General features: G+C 52.4%; 24 protein-coding genes. All 24 read right to left on the bottom strand.

The window, feature by feature from the left end:
- Positions 1-4: 4 nt before the first annotated feature.
- Positions 5-538, bottom strand: coding sequence for a 50S ribosomal protein L6 (rplF, locus tag KJS40_RS03800; RefSeq protein WP_213539120.1), 534 nt, complete (start codon positions 536-538; stop codon positions 5-7).
- An 11-nt stretch (positions 539-549) separates the two neighbouring features.
- On the bottom strand, positions 550-945 hold the full coding sequence (gene rpsH / locus KJS40_RS03795; RefSeq protein WP_090456921.1) for a 30S ribosomal protein S8: 396 nt from the start codon (positions 943-945) through the stop codon (positions 550-552).
- A 158-nt stretch (positions 946-1,103) separates the two neighbouring features.
- Positions 1,104-1,409, bottom strand: coding sequence for a 30S ribosomal protein S14 (gene rpsN / locus KJS40_RS03790; RefSeq protein WP_090456923.1), 306 nt, complete (start codon positions 1,407-1,409; stop codon positions 1,104-1,106).
- 7 nt (positions 1,410-1,416) lie between these two features.
- Positions 1,417-1,956 carry a 50S ribosomal protein L5 gene (gene rplE, locus KJS40_RS03785; RefSeq protein WP_090456925.1) on the bottom strand — a complete coding sequence of 180 codons (540 nt, stop codon included), beginning with the start codon at positions 1,954-1,956 and terminating at the stop codon, positions 1,417-1,419.
- Between the two features lie 19 nt (positions 1,957-1,975).
- Entirely contained in the window at positions 1,976-2,293 is a 318-nt protein-coding gene (rplX, locus tag KJS40_RS03780; protein WP_213539119.1) for a 50S ribosomal protein L24, read from the bottom strand.
- Positions 2,294-2,311: 18 nt separating this feature from the next.
- A complete protein-coding gene (gene rplN, locus KJS40_RS03775; protein WP_025042198.1) occupies positions 2,312-2,680 on the bottom strand; it encodes a 50S ribosomal protein L14 in 369 nt (122 codons plus the stop codon).
- A gap of 196 nt (positions 2,681-2,876) precedes the next feature.
- Positions 2,877-3,143, bottom strand: coding sequence for a 30S ribosomal protein S17 (rpsQ, locus tag KJS40_RS03770; protein ID WP_090456931.1), 267 nt, complete (start codon positions 3,141-3,143; stop codon positions 2,877-2,879).
- Positions 3,140-3,340, bottom strand: coding sequence for a 50S ribosomal protein L29 (rpmC, locus tag KJS40_RS03765; RefSeq protein ID WP_213539118.1), 201 nt, complete (start codon positions 3,338-3,340; stop codon positions 3,140-3,142). Before rpmC ends, rpsQ begins: the two co-directional genes overlap by 4 nt.
- A gap of 2 nt (positions 3,341-3,342) precedes the next feature.
- Positions 3,343-3,759 carry a 50S ribosomal protein L16 gene (rplP, locus tag KJS40_RS03760; RefSeq protein WP_025042201.1) on the bottom strand — a complete coding sequence of 139 codons (417 nt, stop codon included), beginning with the start codon at positions 3,757-3,759 and terminating at the stop codon, positions 3,343-3,345.
- Positions 3,743-4,597, bottom strand: coding sequence for a 30S ribosomal protein S3 (rpsC, locus tag KJS40_RS03755; protein ID WP_213539117.1), 855 nt, complete (start codon positions 4,595-4,597; stop codon positions 3,743-3,745). Before rpsC ends, rplP begins: the two co-directional genes overlap by 17 nt.
- A 17-nt stretch (positions 4,598-4,614) precedes the next feature.
- Complete coding sequence (rplV, locus tag KJS40_RS03750; protein WP_025042203.1) at positions 4,615-4,962, bottom strand: 50S ribosomal protein L22; 348 nt, start codon at positions 4,960-4,962, stop codon at positions 4,615-4,617.
- 12 nt (positions 4,963-4,974) lie between these two features.
- The gene (gene rpsS / locus KJS40_RS03745; RefSeq protein WP_025042204.1) at positions 4,975-5,262 is read right to left on the bottom strand and encodes a 30S ribosomal protein S19; all 288 of its coding nucleotides are present in this window, start codon (positions 5,260-5,262) and stop codon (positions 4,975-4,977) included.
- Positions 5,263-5,268: 6 nt separating this feature from the next.
- Positions 5,269-6,102: a 50S ribosomal protein L2 gene (gene rplB, locus KJS40_RS03740; protein WP_025042205.1), complete on the bottom strand. Its 834-nt coding sequence runs from the start codon at positions 6,100-6,102 to the stop codon at positions 5,269-5,271.
- A complete protein-coding gene (gene rplW, locus KJS40_RS03735) occupies positions 6,102-6,437 on the bottom strand; it encodes a 50S ribosomal protein L23 (protein ID WP_025042206.1) in 336 nt (111 codons plus the stop codon). The genes rplB and rplW overlap by 1 nt, the downstream gene beginning before the upstream one ends.
- Positions 6,434-7,054, bottom strand: a complete 621-nt coding sequence (rplD, locus tag KJS40_RS03730) for a 50S ribosomal protein L4 (protein ID WP_213539116.1) — start codon at positions 7,052-7,054, stop codon at positions 6,434-6,436. Before rplD ends, rplW begins: the two co-directional genes overlap by 4 nt.
- Positions 7,054-7,779, bottom strand: a complete 726-nt coding sequence (rplC, locus tag KJS40_RS03725; RefSeq protein WP_213539115.1) for a 50S ribosomal protein L3 — start codon at positions 7,777-7,779, stop codon at positions 7,054-7,056. Before rplC ends, rplD begins: the two co-directional genes overlap by 1 nt.
- A 117-nt stretch (positions 7,780-7,896) precedes the next feature.
- The gene (gene rpsJ / locus KJS40_RS03720) at positions 7,897-8,205 is read right to left on the bottom strand and encodes a 30S ribosomal protein S10 (RefSeq protein WP_004180980.1); all 309 of its coding nucleotides are present in this window, start codon (positions 8,203-8,205) and stop codon (positions 7,897-7,899) included.
- Between the two features lie 88 nt (positions 8,206-8,293).
- Positions 8,294-9,484 carry an elongation factor Tu gene (gene tuf, locus KJS40_RS03715; RefSeq protein ID WP_025040225.1) on the bottom strand — a complete coding sequence of 397 codons (1,191 nt, stop codon included), beginning with the start codon at positions 9,482-9,484 and terminating at the stop codon, positions 8,294-8,296.
- A gap of 24 nt (positions 9,485-9,508) precedes the next feature.
- Positions 9,509-11,599 carry an elongation factor G gene (fusA, locus tag KJS40_RS03710; RefSeq protein WP_213539114.1) on the bottom strand — a complete coding sequence of 697 codons (2,091 nt, stop codon included), beginning with the start codon at positions 11,597-11,599 and terminating at the stop codon, positions 9,509-9,511.
- Between the two features lie 124 nt (positions 11,600-11,723).
- Complete coding sequence (gene rpsG / locus KJS40_RS03705; RefSeq protein WP_025042219.1) at positions 11,724-12,194, bottom strand: 30S ribosomal protein S7; 471 nt, start codon at positions 12,192-12,194, stop codon at positions 11,724-11,726.
- A 94-nt stretch (positions 12,195-12,288) separates the two neighbouring features.
- Complete coding sequence (gene rpsL / locus KJS40_RS03700; protein ID WP_025042218.1) at positions 12,289-12,660, bottom strand: 30S ribosomal protein S12; 372 nt, start codon at positions 12,658-12,660, stop codon at positions 12,289-12,291.
- Positions 12,661-13,166: 506 nt separating this feature from the next.
- Positions 13,167-14,579 carry an aspartate aminotransferase family protein gene (locus KJS40_RS03695; protein ID WP_213539113.1) on the bottom strand — a complete coding sequence of 471 codons (1,413 nt, stop codon included), beginning with the start codon at positions 14,577-14,579 and terminating at the stop codon, positions 13,167-13,169.
- Between the two features lie 77 nt (positions 14,580-14,656).
- Complete coding sequence (gene rpoC / locus KJS40_RS03690) at positions 14,657-18,886, bottom strand: DNA-directed RNA polymerase subunit beta' (RefSeq protein WP_213539112.1); 4,230 nt, start codon at positions 18,884-18,886, stop codon at positions 14,657-14,659.
- A gap of 91 nt (positions 18,887-18,977) precedes the next feature.
- Positions 18,978-23,051, bottom strand: coding sequence for a DNA-directed RNA polymerase subunit beta (gene rpoB, locus KJS40_RS03685; protein ID WP_213539111.1), 4,074 nt, complete (start codon positions 23,049-23,051; stop codon positions 18,978-18,980).
- Between the last annotated feature and the right edge of the window lie 139 nt (positions 23,052-23,190).

The following is a 23,190-nucleotide window of genomic DNA, read 5'->3' as shown; positions in this document are numbered from 1 at the left end:
CCAATTATTTTTTCTTGGTTTCTTTCATGACGATAACTTCGTCGGAATAACGAACACCCTTGCCCTTATAAGGTTCTGGCTTACGGTAGGCACGTACGTCAGCCGCTACCTGGCCGACCTGCTGCTTGTCCATTCCCTTGATAATGACCTCTGTTTGAGTGGGCGTCTCAACTTTTATGCCCTCGGGCATCTTGTGAGCCACCGGGTGTGAAAATCCCAAGGTAAGGTTAAGAACATCATTTGCCGCCTGCGCCCGATATCCCACCCCAACCAGCATCAATTTCTTCTGGAAACCGCTGGTTACCCCCTTGACCATATTGGCAAGCAGCGCGCGCATCGTACCAGACATTGCATTGGCATGTTTCGACTCGTTCGTTGCTTTAACCAATAAACTATCGCCGTCACGCTCGACGGAGATGTCTGAAACCAGATTGCGCGTCAACGCGCCCAGCGGCCCCTTTATCGATACTTCAGAGGCCGAAAGGATTACCTCAACACCTGCGGGAATCAGCACAGGATTTTTACCCACTCGAGACATTTTTTATATCCTTAAGCCACTATGCACAATACTTCACCGCCAACACCATTGGCGCGCGCCTTTCGCTCCGTCATCACACCTTTTGAAGTGGAAACGATCGCCACGCCTAGGCCGTTCATCACATTAGGAAGCTTGTCGCTGGCCTTGTAAATCCTCAAGCCGGGACGGCTAACACGTTCTATTTTTTCAATTACAGGACGCCCAGCATAATATTTTAAACTGATATCCAACTGTGGTTTTCCGTCCGCCGGGTGAACTGCGAAATCCTCAACGTAACCTTCATCCTTCAATACCTGCGCGATCGCAGCCTTGAGCTTGGACGCTGGCATTACAACGGATGTTTTTTCGGAAAGCTGCGCGTTACGAATCCGCGTCAGCATATCGGCGATAGGGTCACTCATGCTCATCTAGGGATACCTCTAGAAATCCAGATTCCGTAAGCGGAAAATATACAAATCTCTGAAATTATTAAATCGATCATATTGGGCTTGCCCCGTCTATATGGACCAAAGTCGCATTTGGACCACCAGAATTCAAACATGCCTAAAATATCTGACGGCTCAATCTACCAACTGGCCTTAATGATGCCGGGAATTTCACCACTCATAGCAATATCGCGGAGCTTGCTGCGGCCGAGACCGAACTTGCTGTATACGCCACGTGGACGGCCAGTCAGGGAACAACGATTACGCAAGCGCACGGGACTTGAGTTGCGCGGCAACATCTGAAGCTTGATCCTGGCAGAGTGACGATCCTCATCGCTCGAATTGGCATCGTTAATTATGGCCGACAATTCAGCACGCCGTGGCGCATATTTCTTTACGACTTCACGTCGCTTCAAGTCGCGGTTAATCACAGCTATTTTGGCCATACAATTCTCAATTTTTAAATGGAAATTTAAATGCTGCCAGCAACGCTTTCGCCTCTGCATCCGTTTTCGCGGTGGTGGTGATGGTTATATTCATACCCCTTAGCGCGTCGATTTTGTCATATTCAATTTCGGGGAAAATGATTTGCTCTTTTACACCCATGTTGTAATTTCCCCGCCCATCGAATGCTCTGCCGGAAACCCCACGAAAATCACGAATACGCGGTATGGCCACGCTAACCAACCGATCCAGGAACTCGTACATGCGAACACGACGCAATGTAACCATGCAGCCAACCGGATATCCATCACGAACCTTAAACGTGGCGATGGATTTTTTTGCCTTCGTCACCACCGGTTTCTGCCCGGCGATTTTTTGCATATCGCTTACTGCGCTATCCATGACCTTCTTGTCGGCGACAGCCTCGCCTACGCCCATATTGAGCGTTATTTTCTCGATGCGAGGCACTTCCATCACGGATTTATAGCCAAATTGCTGCATCAATTGCTGAACCACGGTGCTGCGGTAATACTCTTGTAGACGAGCCATAATCTTTCCCTTAACCTATTCAGGCATCAAGCAGTTCACCGCTCGACTTGAAATAACGAACTTTGCCCTTGCCTTCCTGAATTCTGAAACCAACGCGGTCAGCTTTGCGAGTGAAGGGATTATAAATCGCCACATTCGAAACCTGAATTGGATTCTCAATCTCGACGATTCCACCCGTTGCCCCCTTATTCGGGTTGGGTCGCTGGTGCTTCTTGACTTTATTGACGCCCTCGACCACCACTAAGTCGGCATTTACTGCGCGAAGCACCGTGCCACGCTTGCCTTTGTCCTTGCCGGTGATGACGATAACATCATCACCTTTTTTTATCTTTCGCATATTCGATCCTTACCGTGCTTACAAAACTTCTGGCGCAAGCGAAACAATTTTCATGAAGCGTGCATTACGCAATTCCCGCGTTACCGGCCCAAAAATGCGCGTACCGATTGGCTCCAGCTTGGCGTTCAACAGCACGGCTGCGTTACTGTCAAATTTGATCAACGAACCGTCAGCACGGCGCACTCCTTTCGAAGTACGAACCACCACCGCATTGTACACCTCGCCTTTCTTGACACGCCCACGTGGCGCAACATCCTTGATGCTGACTTTTATGATATCGCCAATACCAGCGTACCGTCGCCTGGATCCACCCAGCACTTTGATGCACATGATTGAACGAGCACCAGTATTATCCGCGACCTGCAGAATCGATTGCATTTGGATCATTTTTTACTCACTCTTTCCAACTTTTCCCGCCCCGGGATCGAGGCGTGGACAGTATTGGAACCCGTCCGGGTTATGAAATCACCAATTGGTGACTGCAAAAATTAAAGATCTGAAAAACGAAGAGGCCGAATTATAAGCTAATCTTGTCAGGAAAACAAGGTAAAACAAACATTCGCCTATCGGACCCGTCAATAAATCAACTGACTTGGCTGTCCTTCTCCATCAACTTAACTACGCGCCAGGCTTTTGTCTTAGAGAGAGGCCGGCATTCTTCGATGACTACCATATCACCCGGGTGAAACTCATTACTCTCGTCATGAACATGGTATTTTTTCGAACGAACCATAATCTTTCCATAGAGCGGATGCTTAACCTTACGTTCGACCAAGACAGTAATGGTCTTATCCATCTTATCGCTCAACACTTTTCCACTGAGGGTGCGATTTAAATTAGCTTCACTCATGACTGCTTTGCCTTCTGGCTAAGTATGGTTTTCGCGCGCGCGATATCCCGGCGCACGTTAAGTAATTGGTTGGTATTACTCAGCTGCTGTGTCGTATGCTGCATCCGCAGGCCAAACTGAGCCCGCAAAAGCTCTAACAACTCTTTCTGCAACTCTGCTGGATTCAGGGACCTGAGGTCTTTAGTTTTCGTTTTCATAATTAACCGCCTACCTGTCTTACAACAAATGTAGTCAGAATCGGCAACTTGGACGCGGCCAGACGAAATGCTTGTCGCGCCAGCGCTTCATCAACCCCGTCCATTTCATACAGCATTTTGCCGGGTTGAATTTCAGCCACGAAGTACTCCGGATTTCCCTTACCATTACCCATCCGAACCTCTGCCGGTTTATGGGAGATCGGTTTGTCAGGGAATATGCGGATCCAGATACGCCCGCCGCGCTTGATGTGACGACTCATCGCCCGCCGCGCAGCCTCGATCTGTCGCGCGGTTAATCGACCACGGCCAACTGCTTTGAGGCCATATTCCCCAAAACTGACTTTTGCACCGCGGGTTGCAACCCCGGTATTACGTCCTTTTTGCTGTTTGCGGTACTTCGTTCTAGCTGGTTGCTGCATCTTTTGCTCCTGGCTTTATAGTTGCAGACTTGGAGGAAGCTCCCTCAACCGTGTTTTCAGGTTTTCTGGCAATTTTCCTCTCGCTGGTTCTTGCGTCGGTCCGGGGTTCAGCCCTGCCGGCCGGCTTCCTTGCCGGACGTCTGGCCTCTGGTTCTCCCGCGGGAGTCGGTACCTGCGTTGCTGGTCCAATTGCCCCCGATTGATCATTACGTCCAATCACTTCGCCCTTGAATACCCAAACCTTGATTCCGATTACGCCGTATGTGGTCTTGGCCTCTGAAACACCGTAATCCAGATCAGCACGCAGGGTGTGAAGCGGAACACGGCCTTCACGATACCATTCGGTACGAGCAATTTCGATGCCGTTCAATCGACCGGCACTCATGATTTTGATGCCTTGGGCGCCTAAACGCATGGCGTTCTGCATCGCACGTTTCATGGCGCGACGAAACATGATTCGTTTCTCTAACTGCTGCGCAATATTGTCTGCGATCAGTTGCGCATCAATTTCCGGCTTGCGGATTTCCTCGATGTTTACGTGCACCGGAACACCCATGAGCTTTTGCAGCACGCCGCGCAGAACTTCTATATCCTCGCCTTTCTTGCCGATTACGACGCCGGGACGTGAACTGTAAATGGTAATGCGCGCATTCTTGGATGGCCGCTCGATGATTACGCGACCGACTGATGCATGCGCCAATTTCTTTTTAAGATATTCCCGAACCTTGATATCCTCGTTCAGCATCCCTGGGAAATTTTTTGTATTGGCATACCACTTCGACGACCAGTTTTTAAGTACGGAAAGCCGGAAACCCGTCGGATTTATTTTTTGTCCCATAATGTCCTGGTACGTCCTTATTTTTTGTTGCCGGCTTTGTCGCCAACAGTAAGAAGAATATGACAAGTCGGCTTGACGATGCGGTTGCCGCGGCCTTTGGCGCGAGCGCTGGTACGCATCATCGACGGTCCGCGATCCACATATATCGTCGATACCTTTAATTCGTCTATATCCGCTCCATCGTTATGCTCAGCATTGGCGATAGCCGACTCAAGCAGTTTACGAATAATGACGGCGCCTTTTTTCGGACTGAAGGCAAGCAGATTAAGTGCCCGGTCCACCGGTAATCCACGAATCTGGTCCGCTACCAACCGGCCCTTCTGTTCGGATAACCTGACCCCACGCAATACGGCAGTTGTTTGCATAATTGATTATCCCTATCTCTTCGATCCAGCCGCGACTTTTCGGTCGCCTGAATGCCCCTTGAAAGTACGGGTGTGAGAGAATTCTCCAAGCTTGTGCCCCACCATGTTCTCGGTAACGTATACCGGGATATGCTGTTTACCATTATGTACGGCAATCGTTAAACCAATGAAATCCGGCAGAACGGTTGAACGACGCGACCAGGTTTTGATCGGGCGCTTGTCATTGGTTGCACGCGCAGTCTCCACCTTGGCTATCAGATGCAAGTCAACAAATGGACCTTTTTTTACGGAACGTCCCATGATTCATTACCCTTTATTTGAATAACGGCGCCGCACAATCATACCATCGGTACGCTTATTGGCGCGAGTACGGAAACCTTTGGCAGGCGTTCCCCATGGGCTCACCGGATGGCGCCCCGCAGCGGTTTTACCTTCACCCCCACCATGGGGATGATCTACGGGATTCATCACCACCCCGCGCACCGTTGGCCGGATGCCACGCCAGCGCTGTGCACCTGCTTTACCGATCGATCGCAAATTGTGCTCCTCGTTGCCGACCTCGCCGATAGTGGCGCGGCAGTTTACGTGCACCCTTCGGATTTCGCCGGAACGCAGGCGAAGCTGAGCGTAATCCCCCTCACGTGCCAGAAGCTGCACCGACGTACCCGCGGAACGGGCCAGTTGCGCGCCTTTCCCCGGCATCATTTCCACGCAGTGAATTGTGCTGCCCACCGGAATATTGCGCAGTGGCAGCGCGTTACCGTTCTTGATCGGCGCATCCACCCCGCTCATCAATTGCATACCGGCAGCAATGCCGCTCGGCGCGACGATATAACGCCGCTCTCCATCGACATAGCAAAGCAAAGCGAGATTTGCGCTGCGATTCGGATCGTATTCCAGCCGCTCCACCTTGGCGGCGATACCATCCTTGTTACGACGGAAGTCCACGATACGATAATGCTGCTTGTGGCCGCCTCCCATGTGGCGGGTGGTAATGCGACCTTTATTGTTGCGCCCCGCAGTGTGATTTTGCTTCTCCAGGAGCCTGGCATAAGGTTCGCCTTTATGCAAACCCGGATTAACGACTTTGACAACTGCGCGACGGCCGGGAGAGGTTGGTTTGACTTTAACCAGTGCCATTATTTGACCTCCCCTTGAGCAATTTCAGAAAAATTTATTTCCTGACCAGTCTTGATGTTGACATAAGCTTTCTTCCAGTTGCGGCGGCGCCCCATGAAACGGCCAAAACGCTTTTCCTTGCCTTTGACGTTTGCGACCTGCACGCTCTCCACCACGATATTCTGGCCCTTCCACATCAGCTCAACCGCTGCTTTGATCTCGGGCTTCGTCGCATCCTGCGTCACGCGAAAAATCACCTGGTTATGCTTTTCCGCGATGTAGGTAGCCTTTTCCGACACTTGCGGTGACAAAATGACCTGCATCAGGCGTTCCGGATTGAATGTTTGCGTACTCATGCGAGCATTTCCTCCATTTTGGCCAATGCACCGCGAGTTATCAGCACGTTGGCAAAACGCAAAAGGCTGACCGGGTCGACGTGACCCGCTTCCACCACCTTTACGAGAGGCAGATTCCGTGATGATAAATAGAGATTCTCATCCACGCTATCGGTAACGATCATGACCTCACCCAATTTCATATCTTTCAGTTTTCCGGCCAGGATTTTGGTTTTTGGCGTATCCAGGACGAAATTTTCTACCACTGACAATCGATTTTCACGGACGAGCTGGGATAGGATCGCCCCCATACCTGCCCGATACATTTTACGATTGACCTTGTGGCTAAAATTCTCTTCAGGACTGTTGGGAAAGATTTTTCCTCCACCACGCCACAACGGGCTCGACGCCATACCGGCGCGTGCACGTCCCGTACCTTTTTGCCGCCAGGGTTTGCGGGTGGATTTGGCAACATCCGAACGTCCCTTTTGGGCACGGTTTGCGCTACGCGCGTTGGCAAGATAAGCCGTCACCACCTGATGTACCAGGGCTTCGTTGTACTCCCGACCGAAAAGCGAATCAGGAACCGAAACACTGGCAGCCGACTGGCCATCCTCGCCAATGAGCTTAAGTTCCATTATGCACCTCCCTTCTTGCCGGACTTCGTACCACTTTTTGCCGCGGCTTTTGCATCAAGCTTTGCAGCAGGCTTTACAACGATCTTGCTGATCTTTACGCTTGGATGCACCACCACGTCGCCGCCTCTCGATCCGGGTATCGCACCCTTGATGAGCAACAGGCCTCGCTCGGTATCAACCCGCAGCACTTCGAGGTTCTGGGTTGTGCGTTTTACGCTACCTAGATGCCCGGACATGCGCTTTCCGGGAAAGACACGACCAGGGTCCTGCGCCATTCCGATGGAGCCTGGAACGTTATGGGATCTGGAGTTGCCATGGCTGGCGCGATTTGAAGAGAAACCGTGACGCTTGATTACACCAGCATAACCTTTTCCGATGGTGATACCGGTTACATCCACTTTTTGCCCAACCCGGAAAATCTCCGAACCTACGACTGCACCGGGCTTGAGACTATCAGCTACTTCCTGTCCCACGCGAAATTCCTTGAGCACATGACCGGCTTCCACTGCAGCCTTGGCAAAATGCCCCGCTGAAGGTTTATTGACGCGAATGGCGCGGCGCTTGCCGAAAGTGACCTGCACCGCGGAATAACCGTCAGTGGCGGGCGTTTTGACTTGGGTGACACGATTGTTGGACACGTCAAGTACTGTGACCGGCTGGCTATCGCCATCATCGGTGAAAATACGAGTCATGCCAACCTTGCGGCCGACGAGCCCTAAACTCATTTTAATTACCTTTTCAAAAAAGGTGCCGATTACAATTGACCGGCAGGTGCATTTGTTTAAATCAGGGATTCAGATTATTCGTCAAAAAACGATTAACTAAAAATTAAATTCAAAAACTCACAACTTTATTTCCACATCCACCCCAGCGGGAAGGTCCAGCTTCATCAAGGCATCCACTGTTTTATCAGTAGGGTCCATAATGTCCATCAGGCGCAGATGAGTCCGAATCTCGAACTGATCGCGCGACGTCTTGTTGACATGAGGGGATCGCAATACGTCGAAGCGCTCAATGCGCGTCGGCAGAGGCACAGGTCCTTTAACCACCGCCCCCGTCCGTTTGGCGGTCTCAACGATCTCCATCGCGGATTTATCGATCAATCGGTAATCAAACGCTTTCAGACGAATACGTATTTTTTGGCTTTGCATAAACGAACCTCAGGTTGAGGATTTGGATTTCGAATTGATGATTCGGCGTTGTGGCACTAAATCTTGAATCCTATCCTTGATCCTGTTATTACTCGATAATCTTTGCCACCACGCCGGCGCCAACGGTTCTGCCGCCCTCGCGAATGGCAAAACGCAGACCTTCTTCCATCGCTATCGGCGCGATCAGGTTGACCGTCACGGAGACGTTGTCCCCCGGCATAACCATCTCGGTGCCCGCAGGCAATTCAATCGCACCTGTTACGTCGGTGGTACGAAAGTAGAACTGGGGACGATAGCCCTGGAAAAACGGGGTGTGACGCCCACCTTCTTCTTTGCTCAGTACGTATATCTCGGCAGTGAACTTGGTGTGCGGGTTGATGCTGCCAGGCTTGGCCAATACTTGGCCGCGCTCGACGTCTTCCCGCTTGGTGCCTCGCAGCAATACGCCAACGTTGTCGCCAGCCTGCCCCTGGTCCAGCAGTTTCCTGAACATTTCCACGCCGGTACATACTGTCTTGATGGTGGGTTTGAGTCCTACTATCTCGATTTCCTCGCCCACTTTGACGATGCCGCGCTCTACCCGTCCGGTGACCACGGTGCCGCGCCCGGAGATGGAGAAAACGTCTTCCACCGGCATCAGGAAGGGGCCGTCTATCGCGCGAACGGGTTCGGGTATGTAGCTGTCCAGCGCATCGGCCAGCTTGAATATGGAGGGCTCGCCTATGTCGCTCTGGTCGCCTTCGAGTGCTTTCAGGGCAGAACCGATGACGATGGGGGTGTCGTCTCCCGGAAAGTTGTATTTGGACAGCAGTTCGCGCACTTCCATTTCCACCAGTTCCAGCAGTTCGTCGTCATCCACCATGTCCGCTTTGTTCATGTAGACGACGATGTAGGGCACCCCTACCTGACGCGCCAGAAGGATGTGTTCGCGGGTCTGCGGCATCGGCCCGTCCGCAGCCGATACTACCAGTATCGCGCCATCCATCTGCGCCGCACCGGTAATCATGTTCTTGACGTAGTCGGCGTGGCCCGGACAGTCAACGTGCGCATAGTGCCGCTTCACCGTCTCGTACTCGACGTGCGATGTGTTGATGGTGATGCCCCGTGCCTTCTCTTCCGGCGCCGAGTCTATCTGCGCGTAACTCTTCGCTTCACCACCAAACTTCTTCGTCAATACCATGGTGATCGCCGCCGTCAATGTGGTCTTGCCATGATCCACATGCCCTATCGTGCCAACGTTTACGTGCGGCTTCGTCCGCTCAAATTTACTCTTTGCCATGATCGTTCCTTTACTTGATTACCGTTATTTCTTATTAATAATTGCTTCAGCCACACTTCTCGGCGCTTCGGAATACTGTTTGAATTCCATGGTATAAGTCGCACGCCCCTGAGTCGCGGATCGCAGCGAAGTGGAGTAGCCAAACATTTCCGCCAGCGGAACTTCCGCACGTATCACCTTGAGGCCGGGCAAGTCGTCCATACCCTGGATCATTCCGCGACGGGATGACAAGTCGCCTACTACATTGCCCATGAAATCCGCTGGCGTTTCCACTTCCACCGCCATCATCGGTTCCAGCAACACTGGACTCGCCTTGCGCATCCCGTCCTTGAACGCAATAGAAGCGGCCATTTTGAACGCATTCTCGTTCGAATCAACGTCGTGATAAGAACCATCAAATAAAGTAACTTTAGCGTCCACTACTGGAAAGCCTGCCAACACCCCATTCGGCAGTGTCTCCAGCAATCCTTTTTCTACCGCCGGAATGTATTCGCGCGGCACCGTTCCACCCTTGATGGCATCAACGAACTCAAATCCCTTACCCGCTTCGTTCGGCTCCAGCTTGAGCCAGACGTGACCATACTGACCCCGTCCACCGGACTGCTTGATGAATTTACCTTCGATCTCCACCGACTTCTTGATGGCTTCACGATAAGCCACTTGTGGAGCACCCACGTTGGCTTCCACACCAAATTCCCGCTTCATCCGCTCTACAATAATTTCGAGATGCAGTTCACCCATGCCGGAAATAATAGTTTGACCAGACTCTTCGTCGGTGCGAACGCGAAAGGACGGATCTTCCTGCGCCAGACGGTTCAATGCCATTCCCATTTTTTCCTGGTCAAGCTTTGTCTTCGGCTCCACCGCAACGTGAATCACGGGCTCCGGAAATATCATCCGTTCCAACGTGATCACTGCGGTTGGATCGCACAAGGTGTCACCGGTAACGGCTTCTTTCAAGCCTACCGCGGCGGCGATGTCGCCAGCCCTCACTTCCTTGATTTCCTCTCGCTGATTGGCATGCATCTGCAGCAACCTTCCAATCCGTTCCTTTCGTCCCTTAAGGGGGTTATAGATGGTATCACCGGAAGACACCACGCCAGAGTAAACGCGGAAAAAGATCAATTGGCCAACATAGGGGTCGGTGGCAATTTTGAATGCCAATCCAGAAAACGGCTCCGCGTCATCCGCATGGCGTTCATCATGCCCACCCTTCTCATCTTCTCCATTGATCGCGCTGATATCTACTGGTGAAGGCAAGTAGTCCAGCACGGCGTCCAGCATCGCCTGTACACCCTTGTTCTTGAATGCCGAACCACAAAGCATGGGAACGATCTCGTTGCTGATCGTACGAATGCGCAGCCCTTTCTTGATGTCAGCGGGAGATAAATCACCCTCTTCAAGATATTTGTTCATCAACTCTTCATTCGCTTCGGCGGCGGTTTCCACCATTTTTTCACGCCACTGCTTGGCATTCCCTAGTAAATCGGCAGGTATATCGCGCTCCTCAAACTTAAGCCCCTGGCTCGCATCGTCCCAGTAGATGCCTTTCATCTTTATCAGATCGATAACACCTTCAAATTTATCTTCCGCACCGATAGGTAACTGTACGGGTACCGGATGCGCTTTCAGACGAGATTGAATCTGTTCATGAACGCGCATGAAATTGGCACCAGCGCGATCCATCTTATTGACGAATGCGAGTCGCGGAACCTTGTATTTATTGGCTTGACGCCATACTGTTTCAGTCTGAGGCTGCACTCCGCCAACGGCGCAGAATACGGTGCAAGCCCCGTCGAGGACACGCAGCGATCGCTCGACTTCGATGGTGAAGTCAACGTGACCCGGGGTGTCGATAATATTGATGCGATGATCGGGATAGTTCTTTTCCATCCCCTTCCAAAAGCAAGTGGTCGCCGCGGAAGTGATGGTGATGCCGCGCTCCTGCTCCTGCTCCATCCAATCCATCGTCGCCGCGCCGTCATGCACTTCGCCAATTTTGTGCGATACACCGGTATAGAACAATATACGTTCCGTGGTCGTAGTCTTGCCGGCGTCGATATGCGCCATTACGCCGATATTCCGATAACGCTCGATAGGAGTTTTTCTTGCCACGATTCTTGAACCTTAAGGTTTTATTTGTCGGGAGCAAAGCGTCCCGACAAGTAATAAAATGAATTTTTTGCGGGAACAGGTCAGCCAGGAACCTGAATTTCGGTGATTGTTACCGTCACTGCCGCTAGAACCGATAATGTGCAAATGCCTTATTGGCTTCGGCCATACGATGAACTTCCTCACGCTTCTTGACCGCGCCGCCTCGACCTTCGGCTGCTTCCGCCAATTCACCGGCAAGCCGCGCGCCCATTGATTTTTCCGCTCGTTTCCGTGCAGCATCGCGCAGCCAACGCATCGCCAGCGCATTACGCCGAATGGATCGCACCTCTACCGGGACCTGATAGTTGGCTCCGCCGACACGACGGCTTTTTACTTCCACCATGGGACGAACATTGGATAGCGCTTGCGTGAATACTTCTACCGGATCCTTGCCCGTTTTCTTCTGGATCTGATCCATTGCGCCATAAATAATTCGTTCCGCTACCGATTTCTTTCCCCGAGTCATCAGCACATTGACGAATTTCGCCACCTCGGTACTGTGATACTTGGGGTCCGGCAAAATTTCTCGTTTGGGAACTTCTCTCCGTCTTGGCATTTTCTAACCTTGGGGGTAATTATTCAGCTTAAGTGACAATGTGTTCAGTTCGATATTTATTATCCAGCGCCCGGCCTTCAAGCCGTTCTTAAGCCTATTTCGGCCTTTTGGCACCATATTTGGAACGACTCTGTTTGCGATCCTTTACGCCGGCGGTATCCAGACTACCTCTAACAGTGTGATAGCGAACACCCGGCAAATCCTTGACGCGACCGCCACGAATCAGCACTACGGAGTGTTCCTGTAGATTATGCCCCTCTCCGCCGATATAACTGGACACCTCAAAACCGTTAGTCAGGCGAACCCTCGCCACCTTGCGTAAAGCCGAGTTCGGTTTTTTTGGCGTAGTGGTATAGACGCGCGTGCATACTCCCCGTTTTTGGGGGCTGTTTCCCAGCGCTGGAACCTTGCTCTTCACACGTCTCGCCGCACGAGGCTTGCGTACTAACTGACTGATTGTCGGCATTTTATTCTCTACAAAATCGGGAAGGTGTTATAACCGTCCCGCTGGCAATATGAAATTTTTTACCCTTTCGCGCCAGATATTTCTATCCAGGGACGGCTAAAAAACTGCGAATTCTAGGGGGTTTATCATGTGATGTCAAGCTAAAGTCTTTTTTGGTTTCTGATGAAAAGACAATTCTCCGGATCTTAAATGCCTGTTCTCAAATGGTCTTTGGGCGTCCCTCGTACTCTTATCCGGGCAAATGGCGTGCGTACGGCTGGAAGGCTCTCTGGCAGGACGATGCATTCATGGTATAGCTGCCATCTGCGTGATAGCGGCAGCACCTGTGATCTGGATCGCGCTTATCGCTGCCCGGCAATAGCATCAAAATAGTATTTATAAGATGCCTACTGCAGAACGCGCCTACTTCGGCGATCAACCCGCATTAGCCGGAAAGCTAGACTGGGAATCTGCTCGACTGGATTATTTACGCGAAAACCAAACGTCGGCATATCCGGTATTTAATGTCAGCTCGAGACAGCACGAACTTCGCGCCGCTTTGCGGTAAGCGCATGGCTGCCCAGCTTCTTCAATACCTCCCAGGCCGGTCCAGGAAACTTGTGCAATTTTATCATCACATCCTCAAGTGCTTCCAGGAACCAATCCACATCAGCTTCGCTGATATTCAAGGGTGGAAGAATTTTTACGATAGGCATGGCGTGCCCTGCTACCTGAGTCAAGATATGATGATCGTCCAGGAGAGGAAGAACGATCGCCTGGGCAAAGAGATTCTCATCCATCTTGTTGACCATGGCCCATGCCGCTCTGAGAGACATCGATTCCGGTTGGCCGAACTCGATGGCAATCATGAGGCCACGTTGACGCACCCCCTTCAGAAATTCGAAGCGGGGCACCATGGCCTCGATACCCTCGCGAAAACGCGCACCCAACTCGATGGCGCGATCGGTAAGCTTCTCATCGTCCAGAACGCTGAGTGAGGCCAAGCCCGCCGCCATTGCCATATTCCCCATACCGAACGTCGAAGCATGAACGATCGCGCGATGCATGCCGTCGTAAACGCTATCATAAACTGCACGGCGCGTAATAGTCGCACCCAGCGGGATATAGCCACCCGAAATCGCTTTGGAGAGACAGATGATATCAGGGCGGAGTCCCTCAACCCATTGGCTGGCCAGAAACCGCCCCGTCCGCCCCATGCCCGATTGAACTTCGTCACAAATCATCAGCGTGCCATATTTCCGGCACAACTCCTGAGCGCCAAGGATATATTCATCACTGGCTATATTAACACCCTTGCCTTGGATAGGCTCAAGGACAAAGGCAGCAACGTCGCCCCGAGCAAGACGTGACTCGAGGCCGACCAGATCACCAAGTTTTACTTCCGAGCTACCGGGAAGCATTGGTTCGAAACCCCTCCGAAAACTCGCTTCTCCATTCAGTGATAGCGCCCCCATGGTCAGACCATGGAAGGCCTTGGCAAGATGCGCGGTGCAAGGCCGCCCTGTATACGCACGCGCGAATTTGATCGCAGCTTCGATCGCTTCGGTCCCGGAGTTGCTGAAATAAACGGTATCCAGACCGGGCGGCATGCGCTTCACGAGTTCGCGTGCCAGCGCAGCCGCGAGGGGTGGAGCGTCGAAACCGATCCATCCGGGAAAGTCGGAGTCCAGCACCTGCTGCAACGCACCGCGAATGGCAGGATGGCGGCGTCCAAAATTGAAAACGCCCCAGTTGGTCAGGAAATCAAGGTAGCGCGTGCCATGCTCATCCCAAAGATAAGGACCCTCGCCTCGCACCCACGTTCGATTGAAACCGAGCGTGCGTAGTACCTTGACGAACACCGGATTTATATAATCTTCGTAAAGTTCGAAGTTTTTGCCACGTGTCTCGGCAATTATGGCTTCAATATCAATAGGCATAATTTAGTTTTCCACCAGACATAAATATGATGTTGGCGTTATCTCGCATGGCAGTCTCTGATCAATCCCTTTATTCGTTAGACAGTATATCCGCTATTTCGCATTTCCCCCGCATCTTCCTCTCCCAGACCAGACTTCTCTCCTGCGTTTAACAACAGTTTCTGTTTTTTGCGCGTATTATGAAAGGCAAGACCCGTGCCCGCAGGAATAAGCCGACCGACGATGACATTTTCTTTCAAGCCTCGCAGATCATCCCGCTTGCCCATGATAGCCGCTTCAGTGAGCACGCGTGTGGTTTCCTGAAAGGAAGCTGCCGAAATGAACGAATCGGTGGAAAGCGACGCCTTGGTGATACCCAGGAGCATGAATTCATAGGTTGCCGGCTGCTTGTCCTCGGCCACCACGCTTTCGTTTTCCGACAGCATGTCCGCACGTTCAACTTGCTCACCCGGAATAAAGCGTGTATCCCCCGCATCCACAATTTGGATACGCCGCAACATCTGGCGCACGATTACTTCGATGTGCTTGTCATTGATCTTGACACCTTGCAGTCGATACACATCCTGGACCTCGTCAGTGATATAACGTGCAAGCGCTTCTACGCCTAGCAAACGGAGAATATCGTGCGGATCGGCGGGCCCATCGACGATGCTCTCTCCTTTATTAACGACCTGGCCATCGTGGGCCGTGACGTGCTTTTCCTTGGGAATCAGATACTCATGCGAGATCCCGTCCAGATCGGTAATTACCAGGCGTTGCTTACCTTTGGTATCCTTGCCGAAGGATACGATACCGGTGACCTCCGCCAATACGCCGGCATCCTTGGGAGAACGCGCTTCAAACAGTTCCGCGACACGGGGCAGGCCGCCGGTGATGTCGCGTGTTTTTGAACTTTCCTGCGGGATACGCGCCAGTACTTCGCCTACGCTGACCTGCTGCCCATCCCGGACCGTAATAACGGAACCGATTTGAAAGGTGATGCTGACCGATAAAACACTCCCGGCAAGCCGCACTTCCTTGCCATCTTCATCCAGAAGCTTCACCATCGGACGCAAACCCTTCGTCTGCACCACGCCACGCCGCTTCGGATCAATCACGACAAGCGTAGACAAGCCAGTGACTTCGTCTATCTGCTTAGCCACCGTCACGCCTTCTTCCACGTTCTCGAAGCGAACCTTGCCGGCGTACTCGGTAATGATGGGGCGAGTATGCGGATCCCACGCCGCCAGGATCTGCCCTGCTTTGACCACTTCACCGTCGCGGATCAGCAATGTCGCTCCATAAGGCGCTTTATGACGTTCGCGCTCGCGGCCGTTATCGTCATGTACCACCACTTCGCCGCTGCGGGAGATTGCAATCAGCTCGTTGCGCGAATTGGTAACATACCGCATGGTCGGAGAATAACGCACAATACCGTTGGACTTGCTCTCGACCTGACTTGCTACAGCGGTTCTGGAAGCAGCGCCACCGATGTGGAACGTGCGCATCGTGAGCTGAGTACCCGGCTCACCTATCGACTGGGCAGCAATCACCCCCACGGCTTCACCTACGTTCACCGGCGTGCCGCGTCCCAGGTCGCGCCCATAGCACTTGGCACATAAACCATAACGGGTTTCGCAGGTCAGCGGGGTACGTACTTTTACCTCATCTATACCCAATGCTTCAATGGTGTCGACTGCGCTCTCATCCAGCAGGGCGCCGGCCGGATAAATCACGGCTTGCTGCTCCGGATTGATGACATCGTTCGCGACCACCCGTCCGAGTATGCGTTCTCTCAGTGCTTCAATGACCTCGCCACCTTCGACCAAGGCCTTCATTACAACGCCATTACTCGTGCCGCAGTCGTCCTGGGTCACCACGAGATCCTGTGTTACATCGACGAGGCGACGGGTAAGATAACCGGAGTTGGCAGTCTTCAATGCGGTATCGGCCAAGCCTTTGCGGGCACCATGGGTTGAAATGAAATACTGCAGTACGTTCAACCCTTCGCGGAAGTTCGCCGTGATGGGCGTCTCGATGATCGAACCATCAGGTTTGGCCATCAAGCCGCGCATACCTGCCAACTGGCGAATCTGGGCAGCGGAACCTCGCGCACCCGAATCTGCCATCATATATATCGAATTGAAGGATTCTTGCGTCAGTGCCTTGCCTTTCTTGTCTTTTTTGACTTCTCCAGTTTCCAGATCGAGTATCGGCTCGACCCCCAACTGATCCATCATGGCTTTAGCCACCTGATCGCCAGCACGACCCCATATATCCACTACCTTGTTATAGCGTTCGCCTTGTGTCACCAAACCTGAAGTGTACTGAACCTCAATTTCCTGCACTTCCCTTTCTGAAGCACCGATGATGTCATTCTTCTGTACCGGCGTCAGCATGTCGTCCAGACAGATCGATATCCCCGCGCGCGTGGCATAAGTGAACCCCGCGTACATCAATTTGTCCGCAAAAATGACTGTTTCGCGAAGTCCGCAGCGCCGGAAGCTGGCATTGATGAGCTTGGAAATCTCCTTCTTCTTGAGCACCTTGTTCATCAGCGGAAAAGGCAGGCCGGCGGGGAGAATTTCGGACAGCAGCGCTCGCCCTACAGTGGTGTCATAACGCGTGGTTTTCTCATGACGTTCGCCATCGGCGTCTACGTCATACTCCTTGATTCTCACTGTAATTCTGGCATTCAGCTCGATTATGCGGCTTTCATAGGCGCGAGAAACTTCGCTGATGTTGGCGAACATCATGCCTTCGCCACGAGCATTGATTTTTTCCCGTGTGGTGTAGTACAACCCCAGCACGATATCCTGAGACGGCACGATGACCGGTTCCCCATTTGCCGGCGACAAGACATTGTTGGTCGACATCATGAGTGTGCGGCATTCCATTTGCGCTTCCAGCGATAGCGGCACGTGAACCGCCATCTGGTCGCCGTCGAAGTCGGCGTTGAATGCGGCGCATACCAATGGATGCAACTGGATTGCCTTGCCTTCGATCAGTACCGGCTCGAATGCCTGAATTCCAAGCCGATGCAATGTCGGAGCCCGGTTCAGCATTACCGGATGCTGGCGAATAACGTCCTCAAGAATATCCCAGACGACAGGGCTCTCGTTTTCCACCTCCCGCTTGGCCGCCTTTATGGTACTCGCGATACCCATTATTTCGAGTTTATTGAAGATAAACGGCTTGAATAATTCCAACGCCATTTTCTTCGGCAAGCCACATTGGTGCAGCTTGAGCTGCGGGCCGACCACGATGACCGACCGTCCGGAGTAATCCACACGTTTGCCCAGCAGGTTCTGGCGGAACCGCCCACCTTTGCCCTTGATCATGTCGGCGAGTGATTTTAACGGCCGCTTATTGGCGCCGGTCATGGCTTTGCCGCGGCGGCCGTTATCCAGCAATGAATCAACCGCCTCCTGCAGCATGCGCTTCTCATTGCGCACGATAATTTCCGGCGCCTTCAACTCTAGCAAACGCTTCAAGCGATTGTTGCGGTTTATAACGCGACGATACAAGTCATTCAGATCAGAAGTGGCGAAGCGCCCACCATCCAGCGGCACCAAGGGGCGCAATTCGGGCGGCAGTACGGGCAGGACAGCCAAAACCATCCACTCCGGTTTAATCCCGGATTTACAGAATGCCTCCAATACTTTCAGGCGCTTGGAGATTTTCTTCATCTTCGTTTCCGAGCCGGTTGTTCCCATCTCGCGCCGAAGATTATCAATCTCAACACGAATGTTGAGATTGCCCAATAAATCGCGTACACCTTCCGCGCCCATGCTCGCTCGAAAATCGTCGCCGTATTCTTCTGTTTTTGCACGATAGTCGTCATCCGTCAACAACTGACACCGCTGAAGAGGCGTCATGCCGGGATCCGTTACCACATAAGCTTCGAAATAGAGTACGCGCTCAATATCACGCAAGGTCATATCCAGAACCATGCCCAAGCGGGATGGCAACGATTTCAGGAACCAGATGTGCGCTACCGGCGAAGCCAGTTCAATATGACCCATACGCTCACGCCGAACCTTCGACAGCGTAACTTCAACACCGCATTTCTCGCAGATCACGCCGCGATGTTTCAGACGTTTATATTTTCCGCACAGACACTCGTAATCCTTTACCGGGCCGAAGATCTTTGCGCAGAACAGGCCGTCCCGTTCCGGCTTGAATGTACGGTAATTGATGGTTTCCGGCTTCTTGACCTCACCATAGGACCAAGAGCGTATTTTCTCGGGAGAAGCCAGACCGATCTTGATCGAATCGAACTCTTCCTTCTGGGTAACCTGTTTGAATAAATCAAGCAGTGCTTTCATTTGTCACTCCTGTTGATCAGGGATCGATACATAAAATTTCCGGTGGAAAAGCGAGGAAAAAATAACCCTTCCATACCTCTACACAACATGGCTAATGCCGATCCAAATCAATATCCATTGCCAGCGAGCGGATTTCCTTCACCAGTACGTTGAATGATTCAGGCATGCCCGCGTCGATCTTGTGGTCGCCCTTGACAATGCTCTCGTACACCTTGGTGCGCCCATTCACATCGTCGGACTTGACCGTCAGCATTTCCTGCAGGGTATAGGCGGCGCCGTACGCTTCCAGTGCCCACACTTCCATTTCGCCAAAGCGCTGACCTCCGAACTGAGCCTTGCCACCAAGCGGTTGCTGGGTTACGAGGCTGTAAGGGCCGGTTGATCGCGCATGCATCTTATCGTCCACCAGATGATGCAACTTCAGCACATGCATATAGCCCACAGTAACAGGACGATCGAACGCCTCACCGGTTCTGCCGTCGTGAAGCGTCACCTGACCGGACCTGGGGAGACCCGCAAGTTCCAGCATATCCTTGATTTCGTGCTCGGTAGCGCCGTCGAACACAGGGGTTGCGAAAGGCACGCCATCCGTCAGATTTGTCGCCAGATCCAGGATCTCCACATCCGTAAGCGAAGCAATGTCTTCTTGCTTACCACTCGTATTATAGATCTTGTCGAGAAAATCCCGGATCTCGGCAGTCTGGCCGCCGACGCGAAGCATATCGCCGATCTTGATTCCCAATCCCTTCGCTGCCCATCCGAGATGGGTTTCCAGAATCTGGCCCACGTTCATGCGCGACGGTACACCCAAGGGGTTCAGTACTACGTCTACGGGAGTACCATCCGCCATGTAAGGCATATCTTCTACCGGCACTATCTTCGAAATAACACCCTTATTACCATGACGCCCAGCCATTTTGTCTCCCGGCTGCAGCCGCCGCTTTACCGCGACATAAACCTTTACCATTTTCTGCACGCCCGGCGGTAATTCATCGCCTTGGGTAAGCTTCTTTTTCTTCTCCTCGAAAGCGTCATCGAATGCCTTGCGTTTCTGCGCCAGACCTTCCTCGATCTGTTCGAGCTGCAGGCTTGTCTCTTCATCGGAAAGACGAATGTCGAACCAGTGATGCGGATCGATACTATCGAGATATTCCTTGGTGACAGGTGCGCCCTTGACGAGCTTTTTAGGCCCACCAGTTGCTATCTTACCCTTGAGCAAGCGCTCGATACGAGCAAATGCGTCCCCTTCCACAATCCGCATCTGGTCAGCCAGATCCTTCTTGTATCGCTTCAGTTCATCATCGATGATCTGCTGGGCGCGTTTGTCACGTTCTATACCTTCCCGGGTAAAGACCTGCACGTCGATGACCGTACCGGAAATACCTGACGGCACTCGCAGCGATGTATCCTTGACGTCGGAAGCCTTCTCGCCAAAAATAGCACGCAGAAGCTTTTCTTCAGGCGTCAATTGGGTTTCGCCTTTGGGCGTGACTTTTCCTACCAATACGTCGCCGGCCTCTACTTCTGCCCCGATATGAACGATGCCGGAGGCATCCAGGCGTCCAAGCTGTACTTCCGACAGGTTGGAAATATCACCCGTAATCTCCTCCGTTCCCAGTTTTGTATCACGGCTCACCACCGACAGTTCTTCGATATGGATAGACGTGAAACGATCGTTGGCAACGATACGCTCGGAGATGAGAATCGAATCCTCGAAGTTGTAGCCATTCCATGGCATAAATGCCACCAACATATTCTGCCCCAGCGCCAGTTCACCTTTGTCCGTTGAGGCGCCGTCCGCCACCACGTCGCCGCGTGCAATTATGTCGCCCACTTTCACCAGTGGCCGCTGGTTGATATTGGTGTTCTGGTTGGAGCGGGTGTATTTGATCAGGTTGTATATGTCTACACCCACTTCGCCCACGCGCGTTTCAATATCATGTACCCGCACCACGATACGGCTCGCATCCACATAATCCACGATACCGCCTCGTACCGCCTTTACCGCTGTTCCGGAATCCACCGCAACCACCCGTTCGATACCGGTGCCAACCAGAGGCTTCTCCGCACGCAGGCACGGGACCGCCTGCCGTTGCATGTTGGAGCCCATCAGCGCGCGATTGGCGTCATCGTGTTCCAGAAAGGGAATCAACGACGCGGCTACCGACACGATCTGAGCGGGCGCCACATCCATGTACTCGATCCGATCCGGGCTTGAAAGGGTAAATTCGTTCTTGTGACGGCAAGAAACAATGTCGTTGGTAAAATTCCCACTGCTATCCAGTTCTGCATTTGCCTGGGCAATCACAAATTGACCTTCTTCAATCGCCGACAGATAGTCGATCTCTTCGGTGACATGGCCGTTCTTCACTTTACTGTATGGGGTTTCCATGAAGCCATATTCATTGGTCCGGGCATACAGCGCCAGTGAGTTTATCAATCCGATATTGGGGCCTTCCGGTGTCTCAATCGGACATACCCGGCCATAGTGAGTGGGGTGTACGTCACGCACCTCAAACCCTGCCCGCTCGCGCGTCAACCCGCCCGGGCCCAACGCGGACACTCGGCGTTTATGCGTGATTTCGGAAAGCGGATTGGTCTGATCCATGAATTGCGATAGTTGACTGGAGCCAAAGAACTCGCGTACCGCAGCCGATACCGGCTTCGCGTTGATCAAATCATGCGGCATCAGATTATCTGACTCAGCCTGGCTGAGCCGCTCTTTTACCGCTCTTTCGACCCGTACTAGGCCCGAACGAAACTGATTTTCCGCCAGTTCGCCGACCGAGCGCACGCGACGATTACCTAGGTGATCGATATCGTCGATTTCACCACGGCCATTACGCAATTCGACCAGAATCCTGATCACTGCAATAATGTCGTCATTGGACAGCGTTGTAGAACCATCCAGTTCAGTCTTGCCTATGCGGCGATTGAATTTCATCCGCCCCACCACTGAAAGATCATAGCGTTCGGGTGCGTAGAACAATCCGTTGAACAACGCCTTGACAGCGTCTTCGGTAGGTGGTTCACCGGGGCGCATCATCCGGTAGATGGCTACCTGCGCCGCCATCTGGTCCGCGGTCTCGTCTATTCTCAGTGTTTGCGATATATATGCACCCTGATCAAGATCGTTTGTGTAAATGGTGTGGATCTCTTTTATATCCGCCTCGCGCAGCTTAGCGAGCAGCGTTTCCGTGATCTCGTCGTTGGCAAGCGCCAGGACTTCGCCTGTTTCCTTATCTACCACGTTATGGCCTAGTATGCGGCCCAGCAGAAAGTCTTCCGAAACTGCAAGTTTGTCTATGCCGGCTTGCTGCATCTCACGAACGTGCTTGACGGTGATACGCTTGTCTTTCTGGACAATGACTTTGCCGCTTTTGGACACGATATCGAAACGGGCGGTATCACCACGCAAACGTTCCGGTATCAGTTCAAAGAGGATTCCCTTCTGCGGCAGGTGGAAGGTATCAAATGAAAAGAAGCCCGCAAGAATTTGCTCCGGCGTATAGCCTATTGCTTTGAGCAAAACAGTAATCGGCATTTTGCGACGACGGTCGACGCGGAAGTAGAGGTAATCCTTGGGGTCAAACTCGAAATCCAGCCAGGAACCGCGGTAGGGAATAATGCGCGCAGAGAAGAGCAATTTACCGGACGAATGTGTTTTACCCCGATCATGCTCGAAAAATACCCCGGGTGAGCGGTGCAATTGAGACACGATCACGCGCTCAGTTCCATTGATAACGAACGAACCCGTGTTGGTCATGAGCGGAATCTCGCCCATGTAGACTTCCTGTTCCTTTACCTCCTTCACGGTTGGCTTGGAAGCCTCCTTATCCATGATCGTCAAGCGGACTTTTGCCCGCAAGGGAGAAGCGTAGGTTAGGCCGCGCTGCTGGCATTCCTTGACGTCAAACGGCGGCATGCCAAGCACGTAATTAACGAAGTCGAGGCGGGCATTCTTGGAATGGCTCTCGATCGGAAAAATCGACATGAACGCGGCCTGCAATCCTTCGGTGGCGCGAAAATCAGGGTCGACTTGAGCTTGCAGAAAAGCTGCGTAAGACTCGATTTGAGTAGCGAGAAGAAAGGGAATCGGCAAAACGCTGGCACGCTTTGCGAAACTTTTACGGATACGTTTTTTCTCGGTAAACGAATAGCTCATGGAATCTCTCCGGGGGGTCAGAAGACAGATGGACAGAAAATTGGAGCAGAGTACCTTTTTTTAGCTACCGTGCTGAGTGTTCTGGCGCATAAAAATGCGGGAATCCGAACGTTAAAATAGCCAGTATCTGGCGGCGTCT

This window comes from Nitrosospira sp. NRS527 (genome assembly GCF_018406445.1).
Classification (GTDB): Bacteria; Pseudomonadota; Gammaproteobacteria; order Burkholderiales; family Nitrosomonadaceae; genus Nitrosospira; species Nitrosospira briensis.
Note: the sequence above shows the minus strand (reverse complement) of the source record. Positions and strands in the feature narration are given on the sequence as shown.